Origin of the sequence: Sphingomonas sp. NFR04 (assembly GCF_900114095.1) — a bacterium.
Taxonomy (GTDB): domain Bacteria; phylum Pseudomonadota; class Alphaproteobacteria; order Sphingomonadales; family Sphingomonadaceae; genus Sphingomonas.
In genome coordinates this window covers 609,098-623,470 of the sequence record NZ_FORV01000002.1, presented here as the reverse complement: position 1 = coordinate 623,470, position 14,373 = coordinate 609,098, and the positions used below count along the sequence as shown (strand labels likewise).

Annotated in this window: 8 protein-coding genes; 4 read left to right on the top strand and 4 right to left on the bottom strand. The window is 67.2% G+C overall.

Annotated features, from left to right (window positions below):
* Positions 1 to 11: 11 nt before the first annotated feature.
* From BM009_RS09085 to BM009_RS09075, 3 genes are all read left to right on the top strand, one after another.
* The gene (locus tag BM009_RS09085; protein ID WP_093295535.1) at positions 12 to 878 is read left to right on the top strand and encodes an alpha/beta hydrolase; all 867 of its coding nucleotides are present in this window, start codon (positions 12 to 14) and stop codon (positions 876 to 878) included.
* A 405-nt stretch (positions 879 to 1,283) separates the two neighbouring features.
* The gene (locus BM009_RS09080) at positions 1,284 to 4,289 is read left to right on the top strand and encodes a TonB-dependent receptor (protein WP_254772208.1); all 3,006 of its coding nucleotides are present in this window, start codon (positions 1,284 to 1,286) and stop codon (positions 4,287 to 4,289) included.
* 92 nt (positions 4,290 to 4,381) lie between these two features.
* A complete protein-coding gene (locus BM009_RS09075; protein WP_093295532.1) occupies positions 4,382 to 5,905 on the top strand; it encodes a tryptophan halogenase family protein in 1,524 nt (507 codons plus the stop codon).
* 19 nt (positions 5,906 to 5,924) lie between these two features.
* Here the strand turns inward: BM009_RS09075 and BM009_RS09070 are convergent, their stop codons facing one another.
* The 4 genes from BM009_RS09070 to BM009_RS09055 are packed head-to-tail and all read right to left on the bottom strand — an operon-like array spanning position 5,925 to position 13,029.
* Positions 5,925 to 7,106, bottom strand: a complete 1,182-nt coding sequence (locus BM009_RS09070; RefSeq protein ID WP_093295530.1) for a DUF885 family protein — start codon at positions 7,104 to 7,106, stop codon at positions 5,925 to 5,927.
* The gene (locus tag BM009_RS09065; protein ID WP_093295529.1) at positions 7,103 to 10,900 is read right to left on the bottom strand and encodes a LamG-like jellyroll fold domain-containing protein; all 3,798 of its coding nucleotides are present in this window, start codon (positions 10,898 to 10,900) and stop codon (positions 7,103 to 7,105) included. Before BM009_RS09065 ends, BM009_RS09070 begins: the two co-directional genes overlap by 4 nt.
* A gap of 26 nt (positions 10,901 to 10,926) precedes the next feature.
* Entirely contained in the window at positions 10,927 to 12,213 is a 1,287-nt protein-coding gene (locus BM009_RS09060) for an MFS transporter (protein WP_093295527.1), read from the bottom strand.
* 36 nt (positions 12,214 to 12,249) lie between these two features.
* Positions 12,250 to 13,029 (bottom strand): 2-keto-4-pentenoate hydratase, encoded by a 780-nt coding sequence (locus tag BM009_RS09055; RefSeq protein WP_093295526.1) that lies wholly within the window; start codon positions 13,027 to 13,029, stop codon positions 12,250 to 12,252.
* A 387-nt stretch (positions 13,030 to 13,416) separates the two neighbouring features.
* Here BM009_RS09055 and kduI point away from each other — a divergent pair, with 387 nt between their 5' ends.
* On the top strand, positions 13,417 to 14,259 hold the full coding sequence (gene kduI / locus BM009_RS09050) for a 5-dehydro-4-deoxy-D-glucuronate isomerase (protein ID WP_093295524.1): 843 nt from the start codon (positions 13,417 to 13,419) through the stop codon (positions 14,257 to 14,259).
* The last annotated feature ends 114 nt before the right edge of the window (positions 14,260 to 14,373 follow it).

The following is a 14,373-nucleotide window of genomic DNA, read 5'->3' as shown; positions in this document are numbered from 1 at the left end:
AGAGTTGGACCATGACCGCGAGCGGCTCCCCCGTAGTTCCGGAAGAGATCACCCTGGCGGTCGACCACGCGTCGATCTTCGTCCGCAGCTGGCGCCCCTCTTCGTCTCCCCGCGCGATCGTCACGATTTGCCACGGGTTCAATTCGCATGGCGGCCAGTATCAGTGGGTGGCAGAGCAACTCGTTGCTGCGGGCTTCATCGTCTATGCGGTGGACCTTCGCGGGCGCGGCAGATCAAGCGGACCGCGCTGCACTGTCGAGCGGTTCGACGATCATGTCGCGGATATCGCCGCGATGGCGACGCTGGCCAGGCGACGCGATCAGGATCTGGCGCTGTACCTGCTGGGGCACAGTGCAGGTGGCGTCGCGGCGTGCGTCTACGCGATCGAGCACCCGTTCGGCTTGCATGGGCTGATTTGCGAAAGCTTCGCCTTCCACCTGCCCGCGCCCGCCCTTGCGCTGACCGGCCTGAAGCTGTTCGGCCGCGTCGCACCCCGCGTCCATGTGCTCAGGCTGAAAAACGAGGATTTCTCGCGCGATCCCGCTCGCGTGGATTTCCTGAACGCCGACCCCTTGACCGCCGGGGAGACCCAGCCCGCCGTCACGGTGGCTGCGCTGATCCGGGCGGGGGAGCGGCTCGAACGCGAATTCCCGCAATTCACCACACCGGTTCTCATCCTGCACGGCACCGCCGACCGCGCGACGCGACCCAGCGGCAGTCAACGCTTCTATGACGCCGCAGCATCAAAAGATAAGCGGCTTGTCCTCTACGACGGCGCGTTCCACGATCTTCTCGCAGATGTCGGCAGAGAAATCGTCCTTGCAGAGATAGTCTCGTGGATCGAACAGCGCCTGCCAATGGCCTTGGCTCATCCGTGAGCGATGATCCGATATTTGCGCTCGGCGCGCACGCGCTGTGCTGGTCGGGCAGCGGGCGAATGAACGTGCCAAGGGTCTCGCCGCGCGAGATCGTCGAGGCTGTCCGCCTTGCCGCTCCAGCGACACTGTCCAACTGCAGCCGCTCGGCGCTTCCCCGTGGATTGCGGGTCGTCGGGGCAGGAAGTCCATGTCGGCTACATCAATAAGAGAAGTTGAATTATTTAAGTTGACCTAGTCGGCGCTTTGATCTTTACATTTTCGGCAGACGACAAAAGTCGCTGGTTCGGGAGGGAGAGGATCGGCACCTGCACTAGGCGCCACCACGGCTGCCTCCCTTTGTCTGGGAGTTGAGACATGGTGCAGTCCTTCCATCGCCGCCGCGGTACTCTGCTTTGTGCAGTCTCCATGCTTTGCCTGGCCACCAGCGGTGTGGCCTTTGCGCAGGACAATATGCCCGCCGCTGACAGCGCTGCCGGGCAAGACAACGAGATCGTCGTCACCGGCATCCGGGCATCCCAGGCCCGCGCCATCGAAGTGAAGCGCGACGCCGCCTCGGTGGTCGATGCGATCTCGGCGGAGGACATCGGCAAGCTGCCCGACGTCACCATCTCCGACTCGCTCCAGCGCATCACCGGCGTGCAGATCCGCCGTGACGCAGGCGAGGGCGCGGCGATCAACATCCGCGGCCTGCCGCAGGTGACGACGCTGCTCAACGGCGAGGCCTATCTCGGCGCCAATTCGATCACCACGATCCAGCCGAACTTCAACGACATCCCGTCACAGCTCTTCTCGGGCGCGGACGTGATCAAGTCGACGACCGCCGACCTGCTCAACGCGGGCATCACCGGCACGGTGAACCTGCGCACCCGCCGCCCGTTCGACCTGAAGCGCGGCCTCACCCTCGCCGCGACGGCCGAGGCCTCCTATGGCGACAAGACCAAGAGCTGGGACCCCAATTTCAACGGCCTGATCGGCTGGCAGAACGACCGCGTCGGCTTCATCGTCTCGGGCGCCTATTCGGACCTCAACCTGTCCAACTCGCATAACGGCATTCAGGAAGGCTATGGCGCCGCGCTCCATAACGAGGGCCTGGCCGATGCCACCAGCTGCGGCGGCTTCTCGCCCCAGGCACCGGGGTGCACCGCCGCCACGCGGCCGCGCGGAACGCCGGTCGCCGGCGGGATCGACGTCAACGGCGACGGCGATGCCAACGACACGTTCATCGTGCCGCAGGGCTTCACCGCGTGGAATCGTATCACGCAGCGCCAGCGCCTGGGTGTGAACGGCTCGTTCCAGGCCAAGCTCAACGACGCGCTGAGCTTCACCGCCGATGGCTTCTACACCAAGCAGACCCAGTATAACCGCACCGCCGGCATCCAGATGCAGAACGTGAACTGGCAGGCGGCGGAGTTCGTGCCGCTGAAGTCGCAGGATACCGGCGCGACTTCGGGCGGCTATCACGTCAACACGACGCAGGTGTACCAGTACGACCTCGGCAATTTCGATTCCTACTCCGAGACCTACAAGTGGAAGTCGGAATCGCAGAACTACAATGCCGAGCTGCACTTCGATAACGGCGGCAAGTTCCGGGCGACGCTGCGCGGGCTGTACGGCAAGGCCACGCAGAATCAGGACCAGAGCTATCTCCAGTTCAGCCTGAGCAACGGCATCCAGTGGCAGCCGGGCGGCATCGGCCACTATCCCGCGGCGTTGGGCGGCGACCGCGCCTTCAACCCCGGCGGCTATACGGTGAACACGCTGGCCGGCCTCAACTCGCTCCGCGCGACCGTCGACTATACCGGCGACGAACCGAGCTTCACGCTGCCGACCCAGCTGACCTCGCTGCTCGGCAATGCGGCCAATTACGCGCTGAAGACGATGTCGTCGGAGGACAATTATCGGCGCCGGGCGGACCTGAAGGTCGGTCGCTTCGATGCCGAATATGACATCAGCGACACGTTCAACGTCACCGGCGGCATCCGCTACAGCGATCGTTCGGTCGACAATTACCAGTTCGAGCGCGTCGCGCCGGTCTATGCGGGCCAGGGCGCGAGCAACGCCGCGGGCTGTCTGGTCAAGTGGAAGGCGTTCGACGTCTCGGTCAACGATTCCACCTGCTCGGCGGGCGACGGCACGCGGTTCTACACCGCGGGGCTGACCCGCAAGGCGACCGATCCGGTGTTCAACGGGCAGGTGAAGCCGTACAACCTGCCGGGCAGCGGTCTGCCGGCGGTCTATGTCCTCGATCCGCACACGATGGACAATGCCGCCGCGTTCCAGAACGGCTTCTACCCCAACGAGCAGGAGCATCTGAATCCCGGTGCCTCCTACGATGTCGGCATCAAGCAGTGGTCCGGCTATTTCCAGCTGAACTTCAAGGAGCTGGAGCTGGGCGGCATCACCGTGCGCGGCAATGGCGGTCTGCGGGTGATCAACACCAAGCTCGACATTCGCCAGAACGTGGTCGGCGGCCCGCTGCCCTATGGCCTGTCGAACCAGGACGGCGGCGACCTGCGCACCCAGCGCGAGTTCACCGATCTGCTGCCGGCGTTCAACCTGGCGTTCGACTTCACGCCCAAGCTGCGCCTGCGCCTTGCCTATGCGCGGACGATGACGCTGCTCAACCTCGATCAATGGGGCGGGGGTCTGACTCCGGGCTATGCGATCGACACCTCGACCGGCCTGTTCCGCGTCACCGGCGGCAGCCAGGCGGGCAACCCGCAGCTCGATCCGTGGCGCGCGGACAATCTCGACGCCTCGGTCGAATATTATATCGGCCGCGCCTCGATGCTCAGCCTCGCGGCCTTCTACATCGACGTGCAGAGCTTCATCCAGAACGGCATCATCTATCGCAGCGACCTGCCCGACAATGACGGCGTGGTGCGCAACCGCACCGTCCCGATCAACACGCTGGTCCAGGGCGCCGGCGGTACGCTGAAGGGCGTCGAGGCGTCGTGGAAGCAGTCGCTGGGCGATATCGGCTTCATGCCGACCTTCGTCCGCGACTTCGGCTATGACCTGAACTTCACCTATTCGCCGTCGAGCACCGGCGACAAGGATCTGGCGGGCAAGGACATTCCGTTCCAGGATAACTCCAAGTACCAGGCCAATGCCGCGCTCTACTATCAGGCGCACGGGCTGCAGGCGCGCGTCGCGTGGAACTATCGCTCCAAGCGCGCGGTCCAGTCGAACTTCGTCAACGGCTTGACGGGATCGGAACTCTACCAGGCGCCGACCAACTATGTCGACGCGTCGATCAGCTACGACATCACGCCCAACGTGACGATCTACGGCCAGGGACAGAACCTGACCGGCGAATATGAGAAATATTATATCGTCTATCCGGACGAGCGCGCCTACAACAACATCTACGAGCGCCGCTTCATGGCCGGCGTCCGCGCCAAGTTCTGATCCGTTGTCGTCAGCGCTTCGGTTCCTCGGGGACCGGGGCGCTGAACTTTCGCTTACTTCCGCCGATCGCTGCTCGGCGCTAGGAAAGGGACATGCGCGCAGCCGGACAACCCCTTCGCTCCATCCTGATCGTCGGCGGCGGCACTGCCGGCTGGATGGCGGCCGCCCTGCTCGAGCGGCTGCTCGATCGCCAGCCGGTCACCATTACCCTGCTCGAAAGCCCCGACATCCGCACCGTCGGGGTCGGCGAGGCGACGGTGCCGGCGATCCGCGACTATTTCCGCGCGATCGGCGTCAGCGAGGCGGAGGTGCTGCGCGAGGCGAAGGGCACCGCGAAGCTCGGTATCGAGTTCCGCGACTGGGCGCGGCCGGGCGACAGCTTCTTCCACCCGTTCGGGCTCTACGGGATCGCATCGCGCGGCGTGGGGTTCCACCATTATTGGCTGAAGCGCCGTGCCGCCGGGGACGCCACGCCGCTCGCCGACTATTGCCTCGCCACCCAGATGGCGCTCCGCGGTCTGATCATGCCGCCGGCCGAGAACCCGCCCAACGACCTCGGAATCTTTGACTGGACGGTGCATTTCGATGCAGGGCTGTTCGCCCGCTTCCTCGCACGCCTCGCCACCGGGCGCGGCGTGCGGCATGTCGAGGGCACCGTCGCGACCGTCGAGCAGGACGGCGACAGCGGCTTCCTCACCGGCGTGACGCTGCAGGACGGCAGCCGCATCGAGGCGGACCTTTTCCTCGACTGCACCGGCTTCCGCAGCCTGCTGCTCGGCGGCACGCTCGGCGTGCCCTATGTCGACTGGGGCCATTTGCTGCCGTGCGACCGTGCCGTGGCGATGCCGTGCGCGCATGGCGACGCGTTCACGCCCTATACCCGCAGCACGGCGCTGTCGGCCGGATGGCAGTGGCGCATTCCGCTGCAGCACCGCGTGGGCAACGGCTATGTCTATGCCAGCGCGCACCTCTCCGACGACGAGGCGCAGGCGGTGCTGCGCGGGGGGCTGGAAGGGGAGGCGCTCGCGGAGCCGAACTTCCTGCGCTTCACCACCGGCCACCGGGCGCGCGTCTGGGAGAAGAACGTCGTCGCGCTCGGGCTGTCGGCGGGTTTCCTTGAGCCGCTGGAATCGACCAGCCTCACGCTCATCCAGTCGGGGGTGGAGCGGCTCGGCAATCTGATGCCCGATCGCGGGTTCGCGCCCGAACTCGCGGACGAGTTCAACCGCATCACGGCGCTCGAATATGCCCGCATCCGCGATTTCCTGCTGCTCCATTATTGGGCGAATGGCCGGGTGGGCGAGCCGCTATGGGACGCCTGCCGCAGCCTCGTGCTGCCCGAGGCGCTTGCCCACAAGGTCGCGCTGTTCCGCAGTCGCGGCGTGTTCGCGCGCTACGAATGGGAATCCTTCCGCGATCCCAGCTGGCTGTCCATGTATGCGGGGTTCGACCTGCTGCCGGACCGATATGATCCCCTCGCCGATCACTTCACCGATGGCGAGCTGGAGGGTGCCTTCGCCCGTATGCGGGAGGCGATCGGCCGCGCGGTGTCGCTGGCGCAGCCGCACCGTGACTATCTCCAGGCCATCGGCGGCCTGGCTGGAGCGGGCGTCTAGGGCAGCAAGCGCTCGTTGTTCAGCGACATTGCTCGGTCCTGCGGCGGCCGGTTCGGAGCAGCGCCGCATGGAAGCGCGGCCAGTCGCCTCGATCGCGCGGGCGCAGGGTGCGCAGGCGGAGCGGCAGCCAAGCCTCGGCGGCGCGAATGGCGGGCTCCTGCGCGATCCGGGGGAGGTCGGTCGCGAAGGGCGCGAAATAGACGGGCTCGCCCATGGATTCCCGCATCTCGGCCAGCGCCTGATCGATGCTCGCGCCGCGCACATGCAGGGCGATGTCGGCGAGGCCGCGGCAGATGCGGAAAAGCATCCAGTGGAGATGGCCGAGCAGTGCGTGCGGCTCTCCGAACAGCCCGTCTTCCTCCATCAGCATTTCGGCATAGCTGCCCCAGCCTTCCGAGAAGGCGGCGGCATAGCGCAGCCGCAGCGGATGCGGCTGGGCGCGGGCTTCCAGCGGCATCTGCGCCATATGGCCCGGCAGCAATTCGTGCGCGACGACGCTGGGCAGCGAGAAGCTCGGCCTGCGGCGAATGTCCTTCAGATCCACCACGTACGTTCCGGGTGAGGTCGCGCCGGGGAGGATGCGATACCCGCCCTTGCCGGCGGCGATCTCCTCGGCGCTCAGGGCGCGGACCTTGACCTGGCGGCATTCCGGCGGCAGCGCGCCGACCAGCCGCGGCAGCCGGGGCTGGATGGCGGTGAGCGTCGCCCGCATCGCGTCCACGGCGGCGGCGCGGCCGTCGGCATCGTCCGCGAACAGGTAGCGCGGGTCGCGCCAGAGCCGCTCGAAGCGCGCGCCGACCGAGGTCCCGGGGAGGCCGAGGCGGTCGAAGGCAGCGGTTGCGCGTGCCAGCTGCGCGCGGTGGGCGGCGTGCAGGTCCCGCTCCACCCGCGTCAGCTCGGCATCGTTTCCGGTGATCCGTTGCACTTGAAGTTCGAAGCGTCGCGATCCCGTCGAGGGAACGTGCTCCAGCGCCAGGTCGATGCGCAGGCCCGCGCGTGCGGCCTGCAGGTCGAGATAGCCGCCGAGCGGCCCGCGCCGTGCCGCGAGGGGGGCGAGCAGGGCCAAGGCGCGATCCGGCGGGAGCGTTGCCGCTTCGTCCAGCGCGTGGCGGACGTCGGCGTCATCGGCCGCATTCGCCCGCACAGGAGCGAGCGCCAGCGCGCCAGCGCCCGCGAGCAGATGGCGCCGCGAGACGATCATCGGGCCTGCGTCAGCACAACGCGGTTGTTAAGGCGGGTGACCTCCGGCGCGTTGTCCGGAAGTGCGACCTCGACACTCGCCGCCGGCCGCTTCGGCGCCGCGATGTGCACGACCACCGTGCGCGGTCGCAGATCGGTGGGCGCATCGAGGGGCGGTATCGCGGCATTCGCCAGCACCCCGCCATCGGTCGCGCGTAGCATGAGGGTGCCGCCCGGCACGCGCTGCGCGCCGAGGCTGTGCACCGTCACCGCAAAGCCCTTTGCCGTGCGCACCACATCGTCGATGCTGATGCCGAGATCCGGCCGCTGCTCCACCGGGGTGGTCGGCGCTGCCAGCGCGAAGTCATAGATCGTGGTGGTATGCGGCGCGAAGACGAGGTCGGTGCCGAGGCTGCGCTCTAGCGGCAGGGTCGCAGGCGCGCCGTTCGCGACCAGAGTCGTGCCGCCGTCGCTGCTCGTCGACCGCTGCATCGTCCAGCTACCGGCGGTGACGTTCCACGCGGTCATCGTCGCCCGTTGCGGGCGGTCGGTGCGATTATAGGCGAGCACGCGGAAGCGATCGGGCGTCGCGCCGGGGACCAGGATGGCGACCTGCTCGCCGGCACCATCCTCGGCAAAGCGCCAGGAGACGCTGTTGCCCGGCCAGGTCTGGTTGCGCCGGAGCGCGATGCCGCCCAGCCGCTCGCGCTGCAGGATCTCGTTGGGCTGCTCGACCCGGTCCGACCACCAATGGCCTTCGGTATAGAGATATTCGTGCTGCGCCTTGTCCGCGATCGCTTCGGCATGGAGCCGTTCGAGCGGCTTGGTGTCGCCGGTCGCGTCCCAGCGCGCGTAGAGCGAGAAGGGATCGGCCTTGGCGGCGGCGACGATGTCGGCCTGCAGCTTCGCGCCGCCCGGAAGCGCGGTGAAGGCGTTCTCGTTGAACTCGGCAAGGGTCGCCGCGCCGCCTTTGGCGATGCGCGCTTCGATCGGGCGAAGATATTTTGGGTCGCCCGTGAAGCGCCATGCGCTCCAGGCGCTTTGCAGCGGCGTCGTGATGCCGCCGCCGTCGCCGACGCGCTCGGCATCGGTGCCCCAGTTGATCTCGTTGGGGAAGCTCCAGCCGCCGCTCGCATCCTGCCGGCCATGCGCCAGCCACCCGTCCATCACGCCGGTGACCAGCCCGCGCGCCTGCGCATTGCCGTTGTACAGCCCGATCAGGATCGGCGCATGCATCACGGTGAAGCTGTACGGCTTCTGCCAGGCCCAGGCCGCATCGCGGTACATCTTGCGCCCGCCATACCAGTTGGAGGCGAAGTGCAGGTGCCCGGCCGGGTTCTTCAGGATCACCCCCTGGAGCGCCCGCGTGGTTTCCATCAGCCGCTCAACGGCCTTGGGCTCGCCCCAGTTGAGATACAGCCGCTCGGCATCCGAGTTCAGGCCTTCCTCATAGGCGTGGAGCTCATCGGTGGTGATGGTGCCCAGCCCATTGGTGCGCATGCCGTTGGCGAAGACAGCGTCGGACAGCGCGCGCAGCGAGGCGTTGATCTTGTCCGGTTCGATGCCCATCAGCGCGAGCCCGGGCCATTGCTGGGTCAGGTCGGTATCGTCGGAAATGCCGCCGCCGAAATCGCCATAGGGCACCTGGCGTTCGTCGATCCACCAGTCGACGAAGCAGCGGACATAGCGGAGGTCCTCCAGCTGGCGGAACGCCCAGAGCGGTTCGCCCGCCTGCGGGACCGGCTGGGTGAAGGCGGGCATGTTTTCCGGGCGATAGTTGATGTCCGCCCAATAGGTTCGCGCGAGCTTGTTGTCGGGGTCGACGCGCAGCAGGTCGGTCATGTCGGCGAACAGGCGGCGGTAGAGCCCCATCCGCTTCGAGGCGGTATGCTCCTCGACCAGGAACCCCCAATTGTCCTTCACCTGGTTGAGCCGGTCCGCGACATGCTCCGTCAGTGCTTCGGCGCGGGGCTTGAATACCAGCCGGATGCGCGCGCCGTCGAGGCTGGCGGCGGAGAAGGCGGGGTCGGAGGCGGCGATCGAGAGATACAGGCTGTCCTGCGAGAGGATGCGGTCGCGCAGGTCGAGCCAGAGCGTGCGCTTCTCGCCGGGACGGACGGTGACCGACAGGTCGATCATGTCGCGCTCGGGCCAGATCGGGTCCTTTACCCGAATGTCGAGCGCGATCGGCTGGGTGCCGGGCAGGGCTGGCAGGTCGATGGCGATGCCGTCCAGCCCGTCATGGATATTCTGCCAGCCATAGTCGAAGGCGCGGGCGACCGGCTGGTCGGGCGGCGCGTCGCCCAGGCTGGCGGGCAGGAGGATGTGGACGATCGGCGCCATGCCCGCCGGGCGCGCCACCTTGCCGCCGCCGCCTGCAGCACCCGCGCCGACCGCGGCTTTCACGCCCGCCGTCGGCATCGCGACGACGGTTGCTCGTTCGTCCGGCGCATAGCGGCCGGCGATGAAGGCGTTGAGCGGGGCTAGCGCCGCGAGCGTCGGCGCCATGTCCGCGCGGATGGTGTAGTCGAGCTTGAAGCTGCCTGCCGGCTCCGCGCCCGGACCGATATCATAGGCCCAGAGCTCCTGGATCGGCTGTTCCTGCATCACGTTGGTGAAGCTTAGGATGCCGCCGGTGCGCGGCGCGAACTGGTCGACGCTGCGCACCACGCCCTGCGGCCGCTTGGCGAGCACTTGGTCCTCGCCGTCGCCGCTCCAGCTGAGCGTGCCATAGGCGGCCCCGCGCAGCTCGACCCGGTTGAAGCGTTCGCCTGCCGGCACCGTCAGGTCATAGCGCTTGCCGCCCTCGACATAGGTGTTCCAGTCGGGCAGCTCGAAATAATCGTCGCGGCCGGGCAGGCGCGAGCGGTTGTAAACGCCGGGCCAGGTCGTCTCGGCGATGCCGTCGACGCCCTTCCACATCCACTCCTTCAGGTCCTTCGCGTCGGCGAACTCGATCTTGCGCACGCGCGTCACGGGCGCGTCGAGCACCGGCGGCAAGGCCTTGTCCCAGCCATAGCGGTGCAGCCAGGCGGCACGTTCGGCGGTCCGATCGGGGGCGGGCAGGGGCCCCGGTTCCGCCTTGGCCGCGAGGTTCGCGATATTGGCGGCGGACAGCATCCGGTCGTAGACGCGGATCTCGTCCATGTCCGATCCGCGCATGAAGCTGTAGCGGCTCTGCACCTGGTGCGGGGCGATGACGCGACCGGCGAGCCCGAACTGGTCGAGCCCGGAGTCGAGATCGGCGCGCTGGTCCTTCCGCGCGACCTCGCGACCATCGACATAGAGGCGGACGCCCTGCGTCTCGTCCCAGGCGAAGGCGATGTGCTTCCATGCGGCGGGGTCGGGCAGCTGGTCGATCCGCCACGAGACGCGGATCCGCGAGAGATTGGCGTCGGTGACGAAGGCGTCGAAGCCATGGCCGTTCCAGTCGATCCGCAGGAAGGCCATGTCCCAGCTGGTGTGGTCGGCAAAGCCGGCGCGGAAGATCACGAACGGCACTTCGCCCAGCGGCTCGCGGGCGCGCCAGAAGAAGGAGAGGGTGCCGCGCGCCGCGCGCATGTTGCCCGGCGCCTTCCAGGCGACATAGCCGTCGTCCGCCCAGCGCGCCGCGCCGCCGATCGCACCGTCCGGGACAACGTCGACATGGGCGCGGAAATTGGGCGCCGGATCGCCCCCTGCGACATCGGCATCGAGCGACGTGTCGGCCGAGGCGCGGAACAGCAGGCCGGGGGCCGGATCGGTCTGCGCCTGTGCGGGCAGCGACAGGCAACCGACCGCCAGGGCAAGCATGGAGGCAAAGGGGCGGGTGGGCATGGCGGCGATCCTCTCCTGCAACCGGCTCAGATGCTGTCGACGCGCGCGAGGCGCGGGCTCAGCAGATGGACCACCGCCACGGCGAGCAGATAGACGCTGCCGGCCACGGCAAAGATGATGGTGTAGCTGCCCGTGGCCTCGAGGATATAGCCGGTGAACTTGGCCATCATCATCCCCCCGATCGCACCCACCGTGCCGCCGATGCCGACCACCGAGCCGACCGCGGCGCGCGGGAACATGTCCGACGGGATGGTGTAGAGATTGGCCGAGAAAGCCTGGTGCGCGGCAGTCGCCAGCCCGACGATGGCGACGGCGAGCCAGAGATGGTTCACATATTGGGCGAAGAAGATCGGCGTCACCAGGATGGCGCAGGCCACCATCGTCCATTTCCGCGCGGCATTGGCGGTGAACCCGCGCTGCATCAGCCGCGACGAGGACCATCCGCCGGCGACGCTGCCCAGATCGGAGATCAGGTAGATCACGATCAGCGGCGGTCCGAAGCTGACGAGATCGAGATGATAGGTCTTGGCGAGGAAGTCCGGCGTCCAGAACAGGAACAGCCACCAGATCGGGTCGATCAGGAACTTGCCCAGCGCATAGGCCCAGGTCTCGCGATAGCCGAGCAGCTTCAGCCAGCCGATCTTGCGCACCGGATCGGGCATGTCGCTTTCGATATAGGCCAGCTCGGCGGCGGAGAGCTTGCTGCTCTCCTTCGGGCGGCGATACAGCGCGACCCAGGCGATCAGCCAGACCAGGCTGGCGACGCCGGTGACGATGAACGCCATCCGCCAGCCGAAGGCGATGGTGATCGCGGGCACGATCAGCGGCGTCACCACCGCGCCTACATTGGCGCCGGCGTTGAAGATGCCGGTGGCCAGCGCACGCTCGCGCGCCGGGAACCACTCGGTCACCGCCTTCAGCCCGGCGGGGAAGTTGCCGCTCTCGCCGATGCCGAGGATGAAGCGGGCGACCGAGAACTGGAAGGCCGAGCCGACAAAGCCGCACAGCGTATGGCCGAGCGTCCAGATGACGAAGGCGATCGAATAGCCGATCCGCGCGCCGACCCAGTCGACCAGCTTGCCGAAAGTCAGATAGCCGATCGCATAGGCGGCCTGGAACCAGAAGATGACGTCGGCATAGGTGGTTTCCGACCAGCCGAGCTCGCCCGAGATGGTCGACTTCAGCACGCCGATCATCTGGCGGTCGACATAGTTGATTGCGGTCGCCGCGAACAGCAGCGCGCAGATCACCCAGCGATACCGCCCGACCTTGTCCGCCGCGGCCGCGACCGCCGGCGCCTCCCTGCTAGCCATCGGTCCTCTCTCCTGTGTGCGGCCTCGTTACGGGCCTTATTGTGCCGTGATCGTGCAGCGTACCGATAGTCGGCCGTCGAACCGCGCCTCCACGCGGTCGCCGATCGCGACGGGGTGGACGCCGGTGACTGCGCCGGTGGAAATCCATTGGCCCGGCGTGATCGCGATGCCGCGCGCCGCCAGATGCTCGAACAGGAAGCGCGCCGCGCCGAACGGGCCGTCGAGCATGTCCGCGGCGATGCCGGTGCCGGTTTCCGCGCCGTTCATGTTGAGCGCGACGGGCCAGCGGTTCAGATCGATCTCGCGCCAGTCGTCGATGGGGGCACCGACGACGAGGCCGTTATTGTTGCCGAAGTCCGAGATGGTGACCATCGGGCCGTGATCGTTGATCCCGGCAAAGGGCGAACTGGCGATCTCGATGCCGACATGCACCGCATCGATGAGCGCACGCGCCTCGGCCATGCTGAAACGGCGCTGGGCCGGGTCGGGCGCCCGGCCGATGCGCAACAGGAACTCCGCTTCGGCCGCACCGAATCCACCGGCGAAGATCGGCATGGCAATGCCGTCCTGCGTCTGCACCTGATCCGCGAAAATGGGGCCCGCCAGCCGGTCGACGCCGCCCACGGGCGGGTTGATTCGCCCGACTTTCCAGCCTGCCACCGGCGTCGGCACCAGCGCCAAGGCCGCATCCTGCACGGCATAGGCGGCAGGCAGGTCGGCTGGAGTGGCGCCGGGGAAGGCGGCAAGCGGGGAGGCGGTTCGGCGTGCCTCCACGAATGCGCGCGCTATCTGCGAAGTATAGCTATTCGGCTCCACTGCCGCCCCTCTCGCTATGATCGTCCGTTTCCCGATCGGTATGGGAAACCGGTGTCAATGGCAAGCGGATGCATGTGTCACGAGCATAAAATCCTGTCGATGGCGATCCGGAGGAGCGGTCGAGCGAGTCGATCCTGGGTGTTGCATGCATGCAAGACACCGAAGCCGAAGCGGATCTCGCCGCGTCGACCCGATATGTGGGTCAGGAGGGTTGCGCACGCTCCTGACACCGGTTACCAATCAGGCAACCGCTGGCGAAGGCGGACGGAGAGGATCGTCATGATCTGCCTTTCAGGATGTGGTGCAGGAGGCCTGCTGGTGTCGGCCGGCCCTGCCAGGATCGGCGCATCGACTCTCCGTCCCGCAAGATTTTGGAAGGAGTGCCGCATGTTCGATCGCACCTATTACGCCACCCACCCGGATATGATGGAATGCGTGAGCAATGAGGAACTGCGCGACCGCTATCTGATCTCCGGCCTGTTTCGTCCGGGCGAATGCGTGCTCAATTATACCCATGCCGACCGCTTCGTGATCGGCGGGGTGCAGGTGGCGGGCGGCGAGGTCCGGCTTCCGGCGCAGGCCGAGCCGAAGTCTGCGGAGGGTCACCCATTCCTCGAGCGCCGCGAACTGGCGATCGTCAATGTCGGCAGCGTCGACGGCACGGTGACGGTCGACGGCGAGGTCTTCCCGCTGGGCAACAAGGACTGCCTCTACGTGACGATGGGCGCGCGCGAGGTGATCTTCGCCGGCGAGGACGCGCGCTACTATCTGGCGTCCTGCCCGGCGCACAAGGCGTTCACGACGCGCAAGCTCGGCATCGCCGATGCCAATGCGCTGGAGCGTGGGAGCCTCGCGGAGTCCAACGAGCGGACGATCTACCAGCTGGTCATCCCCGGCGTGTGCGACAGCGCGCAGCTGGTGATGGGGCTTACCGTGCTCAAGCCCGGCAGCGTGTGGAACACCATGCCCCCGCACGTCCATGAGCGCCGCAGCGAGATCTATTTCTACTTCGAGCTCGACGATCTGGAGAAGGATCGGGTGATGCACTTCATGGGCGAGGGCGAGGCTACCCGCCACATCGTCATGGCCAATGAGGAAGCGGTGATCAGCCCGCCCTGGTCGATCCATATGGGCGCCGGCACCAAGGCCTATGCCTTTATCTGGGCGATGGCCGGCGAGAACCAGGATTATACCGACATGCAGGTGCTGGATATCTGCCAGCTGGCGTGACGACCTGACTCCCCCTCCCGCGCGCGGGAGGGGGCTGGGGGGTGGGCCCCCGGCTCCCACGCGGGGTGCACTTCACGGATAGCGGGGGCCCACCCCCCGACCCCCTCCCGCAGA

What these genes read in the sequence shown, in the direction of transcription:
- BM009_RS09085 (WP_093295535.1), top strand. Translation starts at nt 12, where the DNA reads ATGACCGCGAGCGGCTCCCCCGTAGTTCCGGAAGAGATCACCCTGGCG.
- BM009_RS09075 (WP_093295532.1), top strand. Translation starts at nt 4,382, where the DNA reads ATGCGCGCAGCCGGACAACCCCTTCGCTCCATCCTGATCGTCGGCGGC.
- BM009_RS09080 (WP_254772208.1), top strand. Translation starts at nt 1,284, where the DNA reads ATGCTTTGCCTGGCCACCAGCGGTGTGGCCTTTGCGCAGGACAATATG.
- BM009_RS09065 (WP_093295529.1), bottom strand. Translation starts at nt 10,900, where the DNA reads ATGCCCACCCGCCCCTTTGCCTCCATGCTTGCCCTGGCGGTCGGTTGC.
- BM009_RS09070 (WP_093295530.1), bottom strand. Translation starts at nt 7,106, where the DNA reads ATGATCGTCTCGCGGCGCCATCTGCTCGCGGGCGCTGGCGCGCTGGCG.
- kduI (WP_093295524.1), top strand. Translation starts at nt 13,417, where the DNA reads ATGTTCGATCGCACCTATTACGCCACCCACCCGGATATGATGGAATGC.
- BM009_RS09060 (WP_093295527.1), bottom strand. Translation starts at nt 12,213, where the DNA reads ATGGCTAGCAGGGAGGCGCCGGCGGTCGCGGCCGCGGCGGACAAGGTC.